Source organism: Nocardioides dubius (genome assembly GCF_039528155.1).
Lineage (GTDB): Bacteria > Actinomycetota > Actinomycetes > Propionibacteriales > Nocardioidaceae > Nocardioides > Nocardioides dubius.
In genome coordinates this window covers 275,489-292,272 of sequence record NZ_BAAALG010000001.1, presented here as the reverse complement: position 1 = coordinate 292,272, position 16,784 = coordinate 275,489, and the positions used below count along the sequence as shown (strand labels likewise).

General features: G+C 74.3%; 13 protein-coding genes. All 13 read left to right on the top strand.

Going from position 1 to position 16,784, the window contains the following annotated elements:
- Positions 1-280: SDR family oxidoreductase (locus ABD151_RS01280; RefSeq protein ID WP_343990518.1), on the top strand; the 280-nt coding region annotated here is incomplete at its 5' end.
- A complete protein-coding gene (locus ABD151_RS01275; protein WP_343990516.1) occupies positions 277-1,374 on the top strand; it encodes an isochorismate synthase in 1,098 nt (365 codons plus the stop codon). The genes ABD151_RS01280 and ABD151_RS01275, both read left to right, overlap by 4 nt.
- Entirely contained in the window at positions 1,371-3,083 is a 1,713-nt protein-coding gene (locus ABD151_RS01270; RefSeq protein WP_343990514.1) for a (2,3-dihydroxybenzoyl)adenylate synthase, read from the top strand. The genes ABD151_RS01275 and ABD151_RS01270 overlap by 4 nt, the downstream gene beginning before the upstream one ends.
- Positions 3,083-4,027, top strand: a complete 945-nt coding sequence (locus ABD151_RS01265; protein WP_343990512.1) for an isochorismatase family protein — start codon at positions 3,083-3,085, stop codon at positions 4,025-4,027. Before ABD151_RS01270 ends, ABD151_RS01265 begins: the two co-directional genes overlap by 1 nt.
- The gene (locus tag ABD151_RS01260) at positions 4,024-7,950 is read left to right on the top strand and encodes an amino acid adenylation domain-containing protein (RefSeq protein WP_343990510.1); all 3,927 of its coding nucleotides are present in this window, start codon (positions 4,024-4,026) and stop codon (positions 7,948-7,950) included. Before ABD151_RS01265 ends, ABD151_RS01260 begins: the two co-directional genes overlap by 4 nt.
- Positions 7,951-8,604, top strand: coding sequence for a 4'-phosphopantetheinyl transferase family protein (locus ABD151_RS01255; protein ID WP_343990507.1), 654 nt, complete (start codon positions 7,951-7,953; stop codon positions 8,602-8,604). It begins immediately after the preceding gene.
- Between the two features lie 18 nt (positions 8,605-8,622).
- Positions 8,623-9,264 (top strand): FadR/GntR family transcriptional regulator, encoded by a 642-nt coding sequence (locus ABD151_RS01250; RefSeq protein ID WP_343990504.1) that lies wholly within the window; start codon positions 8,623-8,625, stop codon positions 9,262-9,264.
- 164 nt (positions 9,265-9,428) lie between these two features.
- Complete coding sequence (locus ABD151_RS01245; protein WP_343990502.1) at positions 9,429-10,421, top strand: ABC transporter substrate-binding protein; 993 nt, start codon at positions 9,429-9,431, stop codon at positions 10,419-10,421.
- Between the two features lie 1,903 nt (positions 10,422-12,324).
- Positions 12,325-13,152, top strand: coding sequence for a hypothetical protein (locus tag ABD151_RS01240; protein ID WP_343990499.1), 828 nt, complete (start codon positions 12,325-12,327; stop codon positions 13,150-13,152).
- The gene (locus tag ABD151_RS01235; protein ID WP_343990496.1) at positions 13,145-14,143 is read left to right on the top strand and encodes a FecCD family ABC transporter permease; all 999 of its coding nucleotides are present in this window, start codon (positions 13,145-13,147) and stop codon (positions 14,141-14,143) included. Before ABD151_RS01240 ends, ABD151_RS01235 begins: the two co-directional genes overlap by 8 nt.
- Complete coding sequence (locus ABD151_RS01230) at positions 14,140-15,192, top strand: FecCD family ABC transporter permease (protein ID WP_343990493.1); 1,053 nt, start codon at positions 14,140-14,142, stop codon at positions 15,190-15,192. Before ABD151_RS01235 ends, ABD151_RS01230 begins: the two co-directional genes overlap by 4 nt.
- Positions 15,192-15,986 (top strand): ABC transporter ATP-binding protein, encoded by a 795-nt coding sequence (locus ABD151_RS01225; RefSeq protein WP_343990490.1) that lies wholly within the window; start codon positions 15,192-15,194, stop codon positions 15,984-15,986. Before ABD151_RS01230 ends, ABD151_RS01225 begins: the two co-directional genes overlap by 1 nt.
- Positions 15,983-16,784, top strand: an 802-nt coding sequence (locus ABD151_RS01220) for an enterochelin esterase domain-containing protein (RefSeq protein WP_343990487.1), incomplete at its 3' end; no start/stop codon positions are given. The genes ABD151_RS01225 and ABD151_RS01220, both read left to right, overlap by 4 nt.

Below are 16,784 nucleotides of genomic sequence, written 5' to 3'. Positions count from 1 at the left end.
CCGGGTCGCTGGACTCGAGCTCGCCGCGGTCGGCGTCCGCTGCAACATGGTCGCCCCGGGAACCACCGCGACGCCCATGCTGCAGGCGTTGTGGACGGACCCGGACGCAGCGCGGGCGCAAGCCCTGGCCGGTGAGCCGGAGAAGCACCGACTCGGCATCCCACTCGGGAGGATCGCCGACCCCGAGGACATCGCCGACACCGTGCTGTACCTGCTCTCGCAGCAGGCACGGCACATCACCATGCAACAGCTCGTTGTGGATGGAGGAGCAAGTCTGTGAACATCTTCACCAGTGGTAGCCAGGCTGTGATCGGGCACGGCATCCGCGAGATCTACCCGACCGAGTCCGGCACCGACGCCGGATGGGCGTCCGCCGTGGTGGCCGCCGCCGGGTTCTCCGGGGTCCGCGCCCACTGTGCGCTGAGCTTCACCCCCGGCGGCCGCGCGGTCGCCGTGCTGCCGGAGCTCAGCGAGGTCGTCGGCTATGACGCGATCGAGCTCGCCCACCCCGGTCCGCTCGCGCCCACCGAGGTGACGCCGGAGCCGGCGCCGTCGGGATACGCGGCGATGGTCGAGGCCGCCCTGCGCCGGATCGCCGACGGGGACGTCGCCAAGGTGGTGCTCGGCCGTCAGCTCCAGGTGCGCGCACCCGGGCTGCGTCCCGAGCACCTGCTGGGGCCGCTGCTCGCGGACCGTCCCGGCGAGTACGTCTTCAGCCAGACCCTGACCGAGGGCGCGGTCGCCGTCGGCGCCAGCCCGGAGCTGCTGGTGCGCCGGAGCGGCCACGCCGTCTCCGCGGTGCCGCTTGCCGGCTCGGTGCCGCGCGTCGAGGACCCCGCCGAGGACCGCCAGCGTGCGGAGCGGCTGCTGAGCTCGGCCAAGGATCTGGCCGAGCACGCCCATGTCGTCGAGGCGATCACCGCGGCGCTGCTGCCGCTGTGCCGTGAGCTGGACTGGCCGCGCACGCCGATCCTGCACCGCACCGACACCCTGTGGCACCTGGCCACGCCGATCAACGGCGTGCTGCATGAGGACCGTCCGTTGCCGTCCGCCCTCGAGCTCGCCCAGCTGCTGCATCCCACCCCGGCCGTCGGCGGCGTGCCGGCGCCCGAGGCTGCGGCGCTGATCGCGGAGCTGGAGCCGGTCGATCGCGGCTACCTGGCGGGTTGCCTCGGTTGGACCGACGGCAACGGCGACGGCGAGTTCGCGGTCACCATCCGGGCCGGGATCGTCGGCCACGACGAGCTGCGGCTCTTCGCCGGCGCGGGGATCGTGGCGGGCTCGGTGCCCGAGCTGGAGGTGCGCGAGACCGGCGCCAAGCTGGGCACGATGCTGCGTGCGCTGGAGCGCAACCCGGCCGGAGCGCTGCGATGAGCCGGGCGCCGCTGCCGGCCACGGTGACCTGGCCGGAGGAGGTGCGCGCGGGCTACCGCGCGGCCGGCTACTGGAGCGAGCAGACCTTCGCCGCCTTCCTGGACGAGCGGGTGCGCCGCTTCGGTGAGCGGCAGGCCGTGGTCGGCGTGGACGCCGCCGGGGCCTGGCAGCGCTGGACCTACCGCGACCTCGGCGCTGCCGCGGTCCGCGGGGCGGACTGGCTGCGCGGTCACGGCGTCGGCCCCGGCGATCGGGTGGTGCTGCACCTGCCCAACACCGTGGAGCTGATCGCTGTGCTGGCCGGGGCGTTCGCGCTCGGCGCGGTCCCGGTGATGGGGCTGCCCAGCCACCGCGATCTGGAGCTGGCGCAGTTCGCCCGGCTCGCCGACGCCGCCGCCATCGTCGGGCTGCCCGGCGGCGCGCAGGGCCTGCGGGACGCCGCCGAGCTCGCCGCGCTGCACGCCCGGATCGCGGACCGGCTGCAGGGCGAGGAGTCGAGCCGACCGGGCTGGACGCCGCCGGCCCTGCTGGACGCGGCGACGCTCCGGCTCGGTGAGCTGGCCGCTGGTGCGGCGGACCTGGACTCCCTTCCTGGCAAGGCGATCGAGGGCCCGCGGCCCGCCGAGCAGGTGGCGCTGCTGCAGCTCTCCGGCGGCACGACCGGGGTCCCGAAGCTCATCCCGCGCACCCATGCCGACTACCTGTACTCGGTACGCGAGTCGGCTCGGATCTGTGAGCTCGACGCCGATCAGGTGCTCCTGGTGGCGCTGCCGGCGGTGCACAACTTCGCGTTGAGCTCGCCGGGCATCCTGGGCGCGCTGGAGGTCGGGGCGAGCGTGGTGCTGGCCCCGGATCCCAGTCCACGCACGGCATTCGGCCTGATCGAGCGCGAGCGGGTCACCTTCGCCTCCCTGGTCCCGCCGCTGGCCCAGGCCTGGGTGGCGGCGCAACGACGGCGCCCGGCCGACCTGGCCAGCCTGCGCGTGGTGCAGGTCGGCGGGGCGAAGCTGGCACCGAGTGTCGCCGAGGAGGTCGAGCCGGTGCTCGGCGTCCGTCTGCAGCAGGTCTTCGGGATGGCCGAGGGCCTGGTCAACTACACCCGCTACGACGACGCCGACGAGCTGCGGCACACCAGCCAGGGCCTGCCGATCAGCTCCGCCGACGAGATCCTGATCGTCGACGCCGAGGACCGGCCGGTGCCGGACGGCGTCGAGGGGGCGCTGCTGACCCGCGGGCCCTACACGATCCGCGGCTACCTGCGCCCGACCCCGGAGGCGGAGGCGGCGTTCACCGCCGACGGCTTCTACCGCACCGGCGACCGGGTCCGCCGGCTGCCGAGCGGGCACCTGATCGTCACCGGGCGCGACAAGGACCAGATCAACCGGGCCGGCGAGAAGATCGCCGTCGACGAGCTCGAGGAGGCCGCAGTGGCCCACCCCGACGTCCACGACGCCCTGGCCATCGGCGAGCCCGACCCCTACCTGGGGGAGCGGATCTGCCTGCTCGTCGTCCTGGAGACCGGTCGCGCGGAGCCCGGCGACCTGCGTGAGCACCTGCGGGCGCGTGGCCTCGCCGAGTTCAAGCTGCCCGACCGGGTCGCCTACCTCTCCTCGTTCCCCACCACCGCGGTCGGCAAGAACAGCCGGCGCGAGCTGCGCCGCCTGCTCGCCGAGCGCGAGTCCGTCACTACCACTGCCTCGGAGGCGTGATGCTGCCCCAGACCGTCGACTACACCTTCGTCCTCGAGCCCGCCGAGCTGCCCGACTCCCGGGTCGGCTGGCTGCCGGAGGCGGACCGCTCCGCCCTGCTGGTGCACGACATGCAGGCCTACTTCGCCCGGATCTACGGTGACGCCTGCCCGGCCTTCGAGCAGGCCGTCGAGCGCACCGCAGCGCTGGTCGCCGCAGCGCGCTCGGCCGGCGTCCCGGTCTTCTACACCGCGCAGCCCGGCGACCAGGAGCCGGCAGAGCGCGGGCTGCTCACCGAGATGTGGGGCTCCGGGATCCGCGACCTGGAGGAGCAGACCAAGATCCTCGACGCGCTGGCCCCTGCGCCCGGCGACGAGGTGCTGGTCAAGCACCGCTACAGCGCCTTCGCGCGCAGCGACTTCGCCGAGCGGCTGGCGGCGGCAGGCCGCGACCAGCTGGTGATCGCCGGAATCTATGCGCACATCGGCGTCGCCACCACCGCCACCGACGCGTTCATGCGCGACATCGCACCGTTCGTGGTCGCCGACGCCGTCGCCGACTTCAGCCTGGCCGACCACCAGCGGGCGCTGCACACGGTGGCCCGCACCAGCGGTGTGGTGCTGGGCGCCGAGGCGGTGCTCGCGGCGTGGGGCGGTGCCGCTACGGGTGCCTCCGCTGCGCTCGGCTCCGGCGACCTCGATGCGGCGCTCGACGCGACGGCGCTGGACCCGGCCGATCCGCTGGCTCAGGACCTCGCCGAGCTGCTCGGCGACGCGGAGCTGGTGAGCCGCGCCGTCGGCGACCCCTCCAGCGACCTCTTCGAGCTCGGTCTGGACTCGCTGCGCGCCTTCGAGCTGCTCGACCGGCTCGCTGACCGGGGCGTCGAGATCGACTACGCCGACTTCGTCCAGCAGGCCACCGTCGGCCACCTGATCGAGGCCTCCTCGTTGGTGGCAGAGAGGTGAGCTGGCTTCCGCTGACCACTGCCCAGCGGGGGATCTGGTTCGCCCAGTCGGTGCGCCCCGACACCCCCAGCCTGACCACCGCGGAGCTGGTCGAGCTGGACGGGCCGATCGACGTCGTCGCGCTGCAGCGCGCCCACCTGCTCGCCTATGCCGAGTTCGAGCAGCTGCGCATCGAGCTCGGTACCGGACCCGAGGGGCCCCGGCAGCGGGTCCGGTCCGCGCTGCCGTCGGTGCCGGTGCTGGTGGAGCTCGGCGGCGCGAGTGATCCCGAGGCCGCCGCGCGCGCCTGGATCGAGGAGGCGCTCGCGCAACCGCTGCGGATCGCCGACGGCGAGCTGGTCCGCTCCGCCGTGCTCCGGCTGGCTCCCGCCCGGCTCTGGTGGTTCCATGCCGCACACCATCTGGTGCTCGACGGCACCGGAGCCCAGCACCTGCTGCGCCGGATCGCCGAGATCTATCCGGCAGCGGCAGCCGGGCTGGCGCCGAAGCCGGTGACGGCACCCGGCCTGGCCGAGCTGGTCGCCGACGAGGCCGCCCAGGACGACGAGCTGCTCGGCGCGCAGCGCGACGCCTGGTCGCAGGCGTTGGGCGCCGGCGACGAGGCCACCGCGCCGCCCGGGGTGGCGCACCAGCCGGCACCACGGGCCCGCCGCGCCCAGGTGGACCTCGACCCGGAGACGCTGCGGGCGCTGGTGCTCCGGGCCCGTGAGCTCAAGGTGCCGTGGCCGGACCTGGCCACGGTCGCGGTCGGCTCCTACCTGGCCCGGATGACCGGACGCGGCGGCACCCGGATCGGGGTGCCCCTGATGAACCGGGCGCGGCCCGGGCGTGCCCCGGGGCCGGCAGCGCGGACGGTCTGCAGCGCTGTCAACGTGCTGCCGGTGCGGGTCCGGGCCGAGGGCACGGTGGCCGCGGTGGTCGCCGAGGTGAGCCGCGATCTCGCCTTCGCCCGCGCCCACTCCCGGGTCCGCTTCGAGGAGCTGACCCGGATGGTGCGCGAGAGCGGCGAGCGGCTCTACGGCGCCCAGGTCAACGTGCTTCCCTTCGCGGACGCGCTCCGCCTCGGCGAGACGCCGGGCCGGGTCCGCAACCTGACGGCGGGTCCCGTCGACGACCTCACCGTCTGCCTGCGCGGCAACGCCGCACGCGGCGGCCGGGTCTCGCTGGAGATCGACGCGCACCCGCAGGCCTGGGACGCCGATGAGGTGGCCGGGCACCTGGCCCGGCTCCCGCTCTGGCTGGATCGGTTCGTCCGGGCCGCGGACGGCGACGAGGTGTCCCGGCTGGAGCTGGTCACCGACGCCGAGCGTCGCCAGGTGCTCGAGGAGTTCAACGCCACCGATCACCGGCTCGCCCACCGTGGCCTCGGCGAGGCCTTCGTCGCCCAGACGCAGCTCACCCCCGAAGCGCCCGCGCTGCGCTTCGGCGGCGAGCAGCGCAGCTACCGCGAGCTCGGGGAGCGGGCCTCGGCCGTGGCCTGCGCCCTTGCTGCGCAGGGGATCGGAGCCGGCGACGTGGTCGGCGTCGCGCTGCATCGCGGCTTCGCGCTCTACGAGGCGCTGCATGGCGTGCAGCTGCTGGGAGCCGTCTACCTGCCGGTCGAGCCGGGCCTCCCGCCGGCCCGGGTCGCCGGGATGCTCGCCGACGCCGGCGCCCGCTGGGTCCTCAGCGACGCGCTGGTCGCACCCACCCTCCCGGACGGCGTCGCGGTGCTGGACGTGGAGACGGTCGAGACCGCCGCGGCGCCCGCGCTGGTGCCGCCGTCCCTAGGCGCAGACGACCCGGCCTACGTGCTCTTCACCTCCGGCTCGACGGGCCGGCCCAAGGGCGTCGAGGTGGGGCACGCCGCGATCGACAACCGGTTGGCCTGGATGCAGCATCAGATCCCGCTGCGAGCGGGCAGCCGGGTGCTGCACAAGACCCCGATCTCCTTCGACGTCTCGATCTGGGAGCTCTACTGGCCGTTGCAGGTCGGCGCGAGCGTGGTGATCGCGGCCCCCGAGGAGCACCGCGACCCACGAGCCCTGGCGCGCACCCTCGTCGAGGAGCGGATCGACGTGGTGCACTTCGTGCCCTCGATGCTGCGTGCGCTGCTGGCCGATCCGGTGGCGCGCGCCACCGCCGGCCAGGCGCGGCTGCAGGCGCTGGTCTGCAGCGGCGAGGCGCTGCCCGGCGACCTGGCCGCCGATGCCGCGGCGGTCTTCGGGGTCGGCGTCACCAACCTGTACGGCCCGACCGAGGCCGCCGTCGACGTCACCTGCTGGGAGTGCCCGGCGGGCGTCACCGAGGTGCCGATCGGCCGCCCGATCTGGAACACCCGCTGCTACGTGCTCGACTCCGCCGGCATGCCGGTTCCGGTCGGGGTGCCTGGCGAGCTGCACCTGGCCGGCGTCCAGCTGGCCACCGGCTACGTCTCGGCGCCGGAGCTGACCGCGGCCGCCTTCGTCGCCGACCCGTTCGCCGGCGGCCGGATGTACCGCACCGGCGACCTGGCGACCTGGCGCGCCGACGGCACGCTGCGCTACCTCGGCCGGATCGACCACCAGGTGAAGGTGCGCGGACAGCGGATCGAGCTGGCCGAGGTCGAGGCGGCGCTGCTGGAGGTGTCCGGCGTCAGCGACGCGGTGGCCGCGGTGCTCGGCGACCCGGGCCTGTTGGTGGCCTGGGTGGTGCCCGAGGCGGGTGCGGCGCCGGCACCCGGGGACGAGGAGGCGCTTGCACTGCGGGTGCGCGATGCCGTGCGTGAGCGGCTGACCTCGGCGATGGTGCCGAGCCGGATCGGCGTCCTGGCGGCGCTGTCGCTCACCCTCAGCGGCAAGACCGATCGCAAGGCGCTCGCCGCGCTGCCGCTGCCGGGCAGCGAGAGCCGTGGCGAGGCGCCGGCCAGCCTGCTCGCCGAACGGCTGGCGACGTTGATGGGCGAGGTGCTCGGCGGTGGTCCGCTCGGTGCCGATCAGGACTTCTTCGACCATGGCGGCGACTCGCTGCGGGCGCTGGCGGTGATCGCGCTGACCGAGGAGCGGCTGGGCCAGACGCTGTCGGTGGCCGACGTCTTCGCCGCGGCGACGCCGTCCGGGCTGGCCGAGAGGATCGCCGCGGGCGAGGCCGGCAGCGGTGGCGACCTGGCCGAGCTGCTCTGCCTGCGTGGCGGCGACCAGCTGCCGCTCTTCGCGCTGCCCCCGGCCGGTGGGCTCGGCTGGTGCTACAGCGGTCTGCTGCGCACCCTGCCGCCCGACCAGCCGCTGTGGGCGATCCAGACCCCCGGCCTGGCCGACGGCGAGCCGGTGGCCGCCGGTGACCTGCAGACCCTGGCGCGGCGTCAGCTCGCCGCGATCCGCAGCGTCGTCGGCACCGGCCCCTTCCATGTGCTCGGCTGGTCGGTCGGCGGGATGGCGGCCCATGAGGTCGCCGCCCTCGCCCGCGCCGAGGGGCAGCAGGTGGGCGTGGTGGCGATGCTGGACGCCTACCCGGCCGACCAGTGGCGCAGCCTCGGCGAGCCTGACGAGCAGGAGGCCCTGCGCGGCATCCTGCGGATGGCCGGCGCCGAGGATGCGGTGGCACCCGATGCCGAGCTCACCCGCCGCGACGCCGCCCGGGTGCTCGCCGACTCGGGAAGCGCGCTGGCCTCCTTGCCGGAGCAGGTGCTGGCGGGCTGCCTGGCGTCGGTGGTCGACTCCGCGCAGGTCGTGCGCGGCTCGCAGCAGAGCGTCGGCTCCCATGACGCGCTGCTCTTCGTGGCCACGGCGCCGCGGCCGGAGACCTGGCTGGAGGCCGACGGCTGGCGGGCGCTGGTCGGCGACCTGCAGGTGCACCCGGTGGCGGCCACCCACGGCGACCTGGTGCGCTCCCCGGCGATCGACGAGGTGGGCCGCGTGCTGACCGAGGCGTTGGCGGCGAGCCCCGTGATCCTGGTCGGTGTCTGAGTGCGGGTCCTCGGCGAGTGGTCGCAGCCAGGGTGGCTGCTGCGGCTGGCGATCGCCGAGCCGAGCGACGCCGGCACCCGCGTGCGGCTCTCGGCCGGCGAGCAGCAGCGGGCGGCGCGGTTCGTGCGGGCCGAGGATCGGGCCGCCTACGTGGCTGCGCACCTGGTGGCGCGCGACTGCGCGGCGTCGGTAGCGGGCTGCGAGGCGGCCGAGCTGGGGGAGTGGCGCCAGGAGTGTGCGACCTGCGCCGGCGCTCGCGGGCGACTGCATGGTCGTCCCGGCTTCGCGGGACGCAGCGAGCTGGGGATCAGCCTGGCGCACAGCGGCTCCTGGGTCGCGGCGCTGGCCGGGCCGCCGGGGGTGGGCGTCGATCTGGAGGTGTTCGGGCGTGGTGCGGGTGCGCCGCGTCGGCTGCTGCCGGCGGACGAGGTGCGTTGGCTCGAGCGCCATGACGGCGAGCGCGACCTGTTGCGGCTGTGGTGTCGCAAGGAGGCGCTCTTCAAGGCCGGCGTCGGCACCGAGCCGGCCGGGATCGCCGTGCTCGACGAGCAGGAGCCGGCGACGCGGCTGGCCGGTCACCGGCTGCTGGAGCCGGACTGGCGAGACGGCGTCCTGGTGGCCGCGCTGCCGGTAGGCTCGCCCGAGGCCGAGTGAGGAGTGGACGTGCGGGCAATGGGCACTGACCGGGCACGGGAGACCGTGCGCCGGCTGAGGTTCAACATCAGCAGCGGCGTCTGGCCGGTGAACAGCAAGATCCCCAACGAGGCGGATCTCGCCGCCGAGTTCAACGTCGGCCGCAGCACGATCCGCGAGGCGGTCCGCTCGCTGGCGAACCTCGGCATGCTCGAGCCGGCGCCGGGCCGCGGCACCTTCGTCCGCTCGCGGACGCCGGTCAGCCGGGTGCTGGCCGACTTCGCGGCCGACCACGAGCTGGCCGACCTGCTCCAGGTGCGGCGCGCGATCGAGGTGGAGGCCGCGCGGGCCGCCGCCGCCCAGGGCGCCGACGTCTCCAAGCTGCGCGAGGCCCACGAGCGCGACCTGGCCGCAGCCGACGTCGAGCGCGGGCACATGCCGGGCCAGTTCCATGCCCTGCTGGTGTCGCTGGCCGGCAACTCCCTGCTCGACGACCTCTATGTGGGGCTGATGGTCCCGGTGCGGGCCGCGATCGTGAGCGGCCGCCTGGTCGGCATCGCCGACGACGCCGCACGCCAGCACGACCACGGCGCGATCCTGGATGCGATCGAGGCCGGTGACCCGGCCGCCGCAGCCGTTGCCGCGGGCGAGCACGCGGACCGCGACCTCACCTCGCCCTGATCTGGCTCTGACCCCGTTCTGACCTCGCTCTGACCTCGGCGGACTCGATCCACGGGACGGCGATCGCCACGCGCGCCAAAGTATGGAAAGGCTTCGCTACCGAACATCGGCTGAATGTTAGGATCACCTAAGTCCTGCTGTTCTGCTGTTGATGATGAGGTCTGATGAACCCGAAGTTGCGCGCGGCCCTCGGTGCCGCCGTCGCCGGTCTCCTGGTGGTGCTGGCCGGCTGCGGGAACGGCAACGCCACCGCCTCGGTCGAGGGGGAGAGCCGCACGGTCACCGACGTGGAGGGCAAGAAGGTCGAGGTGCCCGCGCACCCCGAGCGGGTGGTGGTGCTCAGCGAGCCGACCCTGGACGGCGTGCTCGCCCTCGGCGTCACCCCGATCGGCGCGGTCACCGGGCGTGGCCAGAGCACGCTGCCGAACTACATCGCCGACCTGGCCGGAGAGATCCCCCTGCTGGGCGGCATCGCAGCGCCGAACTTCGAGCTGATCGGCAAGGCCGACCCGGACCTGATCCTGGTCGACGGCACCTCGATCAACAACAACGCCGAGCAGCTGAAGCTGCTGGCCGCGATCGCCCCGACGGTCAACGTCGGCCTCGCCGGCGGCGACTGGCGTGAGACCTTCACCCGGGTCGCGGAGGCGATGAACCTGGAGCAGAAGGGCGCCGAGGTGATCGCCGCCTACGACCAGCAGGTCAGTGACGCGGCCGCCACTCTCGGCGACTACGACGACCAGACCTTCTCCGTGGTCCGCTGGCAGGGCGGCTCCGCGGCGATGATCCTCAGCGAGCTGCCCGCCGGGCAGGCGCTCAGCGACCTCGGGCTCCGCCGTCCCGAGAATCAGGACCGGCGCGGGCGCGGCCACAGCGAGCCGGTGCCGCTGGAGCGCCTGGCCGAGATCGACGCCGACTGGATGTTCTTCGGCACCCTCGGCGGCTCCTCGGTGGGCAACCAGAACGCCGGCGGCACGGCAGACGCGGCTGGGGCCGAGAAGGCCTACCAGGACGCCGTCGGGGTGCCCGGCTTCGACAAGCTCACCGCCTACCGCAAGGGCCAGGTGGTCCTGGTCGACGGGTCGCTGTGGACCAGCACCGGAGGCCCGGTGCTGATGCAGCGCCTGGTCGCCGACATCGTCAAGGCGCTCGGCTGATGCGCCGCCTGCTCGCCCTCGCCCTGATCGCCGGCAGCGCCGCCCTCGGCGTGGCCACCGCACCGAGCGCCCAGGCCGCGCTCAGTGCGCCGGAGTGGGCCCACGAGACGGTCCGCGTCGACGACGCCGTCGCCTGGGTGGAGAAGGCGGTCTCCACCGACACCGGTGCCAGCCTGCGCCTGCGCGGCACCGGCTGGACCACCACCGCCGGTGCCCCCTCGACGGTGGCGATCAAGCTCAACAAGGCGCCCGCCGCCCAGTACGCCCGCAGCGGCGCCGGGATCGTGGCGCACCCCAGCTCCACCGGCGACACCACGATCTGGGTGCTGCTCGCGCCGGGCGGTGGCGCGCACGCCAACGTGCGTCCGATGAGTGCCGGGGGCGACTTCGACATCACCATCGACCTGCCGTCCGGGCTGAGCGCCGGTGGCTACCTCTCGGTGCAGTTCCAGAGCGGGCGCTTCGACGCGGCCGACCGGCAGCGCTCGATCGCCAGCGCGCCGCTGGTGGTCGGCGGCACGCCGTGGACCGACGACTCCAACGAGGAGCCCGGTGCGGTCTGCGACGCCCAGGGCGCAGCGCCGTCGGTGACCATCGTCGACGACCAGGTCGAGGCCGGCGACGCCCTGCAGGTGCAGGGCGCAGGCTGGTGCCACCGGAGCAACGGTGGCAGCACCATCGGCGTCAAGATCGACGAGGGCGCCTACCAGCGGCTGAACGCCGACCTGCACACCAACCAGACCATCTGGGCGATCATCGAGGCTGAGGACGACGGCACCTTCGACGTGGCGATGCCGCTGCCCGACGGCACCACCCGCACCTCGAAGCCCGCGCTGGCCACCGGCACGCACACGCTGCGGCTGCTGAGCGGCTCGCTCAAGGCCGGCGACACCAGCCGCACCCTGAAGAGCGCCGACTTCACCGTCGGCGCCTACCGGCCGACCGCCACCCCGGACCCGGTCGAGGCCACCGAGCAGCTCACCGCGGCGACCCGCGGCGGGCTGGCCGTCGACCAGAGCACGCGCCGGCTGAGCGTCCGGCTGCCGGCCGCCGATCGGCCCACCTGGGCGTTCGTGAGCGTCTACGCGGCCGACGGATCGCCGCGCTACCCGTGGGCGTCGTGGCTCCAGGTGCCGGCCTCCGGCACGCTCACCCTCAGCCTGAAGGGGGTCACCCTGCCCGAGGGCCGCCCGCGCCTGGTCGTCCAGCGCGGTGACCGCGGCCGGGTCGGCGAGCTGGTCGGCTGGGCGAGGGTGGCCGGGCCGAAGCCCGCCACCGACGCCACCGGCGACGGCGGCGNNNGACGCCACCGGCGACGGCGGCGACGACGACTCCGGCGCGGGCAAGGACGCCGCGACGCCGTCCACGCCGACCTCGCCCGTCGTCGCGGCCGTGCCCACCGTGGTCGACGCACCCGCGCAGCCGGTGCCGCCGGCTCCCGGCCTGCCCACCGAGGAGCAGGTGCTGGCCGCGCACCCCGACCCGATCGCCTCCTCGCGAGACGGCGCCACGTTGCAGGTGAAGGTGCCTGGCGGGAAGGCCGGCGACCAGCTCTTCGTCGCGGTCTACAACCCGCCGACGGCGATCGGCTGGGTCGAGCTCGATGCCCGCGGTCGCTTCCGGATCGACATCAGTGCGCTGGCCGGCGCCTCGCACCGGATCGTCGTGCTGGACGCCGCCGGCACCCCGCTGGCCTGGACCTGGAGCGCGGTCCCGCCGCGCACCTCGGTGGTCGCGGACGCCGTGAGCACCGACGCAAGGCCGGTCGCCGGACCGGCCCAGGCCGCAGCCCCGACCGACGACGACCCGATCGGCGAGTCCGACCTCTGGCTGGTGATCGCCGGGCTGGTGGCCCTGCTCGGTGCCGTGCTGTGGACCCGCCGCGGCGTGAAGGGAGCCTGAGATGACCACGCTCGCACGCTGGGGCGCCCTGCTCCTGCTCACCCTCGGCCTGGCGCTGCCGGCCGGCGCCCACGCCATCCCGGACGACGGCGCCGGGGCGAACACGCCCGGCACGGCCTCGTCGGTGGCACCGCGCACGCTGCGGGCCGGCGACACCCTGACCTTCCAGGTCTCCGGCTTCCCGGCAGGGGAGACCGTCTACATCAAGATCGACGACGGCACCAGCTGCAGCGCGGCCGCCGTGCACGGCGCCTGCGTCCAGCATCTGCAGCGGATCTCCGCCAACGGCACCGTCTCCGGCTCCTTCCAGCTGCCCGGCGACCTGAAGCCCGGCAAGCACTGGCTGCGCTTCCTGGCCAGTGCCGAGGTGCGCGACTCCTCGGGCGGCTACCAGGGGATCAAGGGCTACACCCGGCGCAGCCCCGACTTCACCGTCGTCGCGGGCTCCGGCAGCACCGGCAAGGACACGTCCTCAGACGGGTCGAACAGCGGCTCCTCGAACGGCTCCACCGACACCGCGACGAGCACCGGAACGGTGCCGGTGACCGGCAGCACCGACGGCGCTCCGCAGAGCGCGGGCCAGGACCAGGTGCTCGTCGCCCCGCGGATGTCGGCACCCACGCAGGCTGCCGAGTCCGACGCTGCCACCGGCTCCGGCGACGCGGCGGCCCAGGACGCTGCCGACCCCGATGCCGCCGACGCGCCCGCAGCAGCTCCTGTCGCTGACTCCGACCACGTCCCGTACCTCGGTGCCGGGGCGCTCGTGCTCTGCCTGCTCGCCGCCGCCTGGCTGTTGCTGCGCGGACGCCGGGTTGCGTTGCGTGGCTGAGCGCTCGCGCAGCTGGCTGGTCGTCCTCGTCGCCCTGGCGCTGCTGGTGGTCGCGGTGCTGGTCAGCCTCAGCGTCGGCTCCAACCACCTGCCGCTCGGCCGGGTCTGGTCGCTGCTGCTGGCGCCCGACGACAGCCTGGAGGCCGACATCCTGCGCAACGAGCGGCTGCCGCGCACCCTGCTGGCCGTCGTCGTCGGTGCCGGGCTGGCCCTCGGCGGCCTGCTCATGCAGACCCTGACCCGCAATCCGCTGGCCGACCCCGGCATCCTCGGCGTCAACGCCGGTGCGGGCTTCGCCGTGGTGCTGGGCGTCGCGCTGCTCGGCGTGGTCTCGATCTGGGGCTACGTCTGGTTCGCGTTGCTGGGTGCGGCGATCGCTGCGGTGGTGGTGCACCTGATCGGCGCGATGGGCGGTGCCGGCGTGCCGACCCGGGTGGTGCTGGCGGGAGTCGCCGTCAGCGCGGTGCTGACCTCCTTCACCCAGGGCGTGGTGCTGGCCGACCGCGAGGCGTTCAACGAGTTCCGGTTCTGGGTCGCGGGCTCCCTGGAGGGGCGTGGCTGGCAGGTGCTGGGCTGCGTGGCTGCGTTCGTCGTCGTCGGCATGGTGCTGGCCCGGATCGCCGCGCCGGGCCTCGATGCGCTGGCCCTCGGTGAGGAGACCGGCCGGGGCCTCGGCGTGGACGTGCGGCGCACCCGGACCCTGGGGATGGCGGCGATCACCGTGCTCTGCGGTGCCGCCACCGCAGCCGTCGGGCCGATCCTCTTCGTGGGCCTGGCGGTGCCGTTCGCGGCCCGGGCCCTGGTCGGCCACGACCAGCGGCGGCTGATCGTGCTGTGCGCGGTGCTCGGCCCGATCTGGATGCTCGCGGCCGACGTGCTGGCCCGGGTGATCGTGCCCGGCCAGGAGGTGCAGACCGGCGTGGTCGCCGCACTGGCAGGTGCCCCGGTCTTCTTGGCCTTGGTCCGACGCCGAAGGATCCCCGCGCTATGAGCGATCTCTCCACCGACCGCCGCTTCTGGGTGCTCGACGTCGCAGACCGGCTGGTCCGGCTGCCGCGCCGCGGCCTGCTGGTCGGCACGCTGCTGATCCTCGGCATCGTCCTGGTCGCGGGCTGGGCCCTGCTCAGCGGCGACTACGAGATCGGCATCGGCCAGGTGCTGGCCGCCTTCTCCGGCACCGCCGACGATCCGCTCGCCGCCTACTTCGTCACCGAGGTCCGCGCGCCCCGGGTGGTGGCCGCGCTGGTGGTCGGCGCCGCGCTGGGCATGTCCGGCTCGATCTTCCAGGTGGTCTCGGGCAACCCGCTCGGCAGCCCGGACATCATCGGCTTCACCACCGGTGCCGCCAGCGGGGCGCTGATCAGCATCGTGGTGCTCGACGGCGGGCCGGCGGTGATCGCCGGCGGCGCGATCCTCGGCGGGCTGGGCACCGCAGCGCTGGTCTACGCCCTGGCCAGCCACCACCGCACGGTGGCGCCCTACCGCCTGGTGCTGGTCGGGATCGGGATCGGCGCGGCGCTGGCCGCGCTGAACTCGCTGCTGCTGGTCCGGGCCTCGCTGACCGCCGCCCAGACCGCGGCGCAGTGGCTGGCCGGCTCCTTGAACGCGATGCTCTGGCCGCGCGTGGAGCTGATGTGTGGGGCGCTGGTCGTGCTGGCGATCGCCACGCTCGCGATCGCCAGGCCCCTGCAGATGCTGGCGATCGGCGACGACGTGGCGCGCGGCAACGGCGTCGACGTGCAACGGGTGCGGCTGCTCGCGGTGCTGATCGGCGTCGCGCTGATGGCGACCGCCACCGCCACCGCCGGCCCGATCGCCTTCGTGGCCCTGGCCGCCCCGCAGATCTCGCGCCGGCTCACCGGGAGGGCCGTCCCGGGGCTGGTCGCCTCGGCGCTGACCGGCGCCTTCCTGGTGCTGCTCAGCGACCGGATCGCGGTCACCGTGATCGCCCCCGACGAGCTCGCCGTGGGCGTCGTCACCGGCGCCGTGGGCGGCGCCTACCTGGTCGTCCTGCTGGTCTCGCAGTGGAGGAGGAAGTGATGAGTGCGACTGCTGCGCTCTCGGCGCACGAGCTGTGGGTGGGCTACCCGGGCCGTGCGGTCATCGAGGGGCTCGACGTCGAGATCGCGCCAGAACTGCTGACCGTGATCGTCGGTCCCAATGCCTGCGGCAAGTCGACGCTGCTGCGCACCATGGCGCGGATGCTGACGCCGACGTTCGGAGAGGTGCGACTGCACGGGACTCCGGTCGCCGACCAGAGCTCGCGGGAGGTGGCCCGGCAGATGGCGGTGCTGCCGCAGAGCCCGTCGGCGCCCGACGGGATGCTGGTGCGCGACCTGGTCGCCCGTGGCCGCTACCCGCACCAGCGGCTGCTCAAGCCGTGGTCGCGTGACGACGAGGCGGCGGTGGAGGCGGCGATGCGGGCCACCGACGTGGTCGCACTCGCCGACGCCGACGTCAACGAGCTCTCCGGTGGCCAGCGGCAGCGGGTCTGGCTGGCGATGGCGTTGGCCCAGGAGACCGACGTGCTGTTGCTCGACGAGCCGACCAGCTTCCTCGACATCGCGCACCAGATCGAGGTGCTCGACCTCGGCCGCCGACTGCAGCAGCAGGGGCGCACCGTGGTGATGGTGCTGCACGAGCTGCACCTGGCCTTCCGCTACGCCGATCACCTGGTGGTGATGAAGAGCGGTCGGATCATGGCGCAGGGCGCTCCGGCGCAGGTGGTCACCGCGGAGCTGGTCGAGGAGGTCTACGACCTGCCGTGCCGGATCATCGCCGACCCGGAGACCGGCACCCCGATGGTGATCCCGCTGGCCGGGCGGGGCCGATGATCCGGCGCACGCCGCCCAAGGTGCCGCGGCCCGACCCGGTCGCCCGCGTCACGCACCCTGATCTCGCGGCCCTGACCGGCGACGTCGACGGTGCCCGTGCCTACTGGGAGCAGGCGCAGGGCCGGCTGCCGCTGCTCGCACCCCAGGACGACGGGCGGGTCCGGGTCACCTTCTGCTGGTGGGACCCGGACGCGGTGCGGGTGCTGCTCTTCGTCAACCGGATCACCGACGAGACGCGGTTGGCCGAGAGCCTGCTGGAGCAGGTGCCCGGCACGCCGTTGTGGCATGCCAGCTACCTGATGGATCCGGACTGGCGGGCCTCCTACTGCTTCCTGGCCGAGCGCCCGGGCCAGGACTCGCCGTTGCCGGCGACCACGGACCAGATCCGGATCCGCGAGCTGCTGGACCACGGCGAGCCCGATCCGGGCAACCCGGACCGCACCCGCAACCGGGCCGGTGTCGCGCAGTCCGTGGTCTCCCTGCCGAGCGCTCCCGCACAGCGTTGGCACACCCGGCGTGACGACGTCGCTGCCGGCACGGTGCGCCGCGACGAGGTCGACGGGCGCCGGGTGTGGTGGTACGCCCCGGCCCCGGGCCTGGCCCGGGTCTCGGCCCGGGTCTCGGACCGGCCGGCGAGCGGTCCCACGCCCTTGGTGGTCGCCCTCGACGGCGAGGTGTGGACCAGCAGCCACAGCCTGCCCACCATCCTGGACAACCTGATCGCCGACGGCCTGCTCCCGCCGGTGCATGCGGTGCTGGTCGACTCCGGTGGCCGTGACCAGCGCTGGCAGGAGCTGG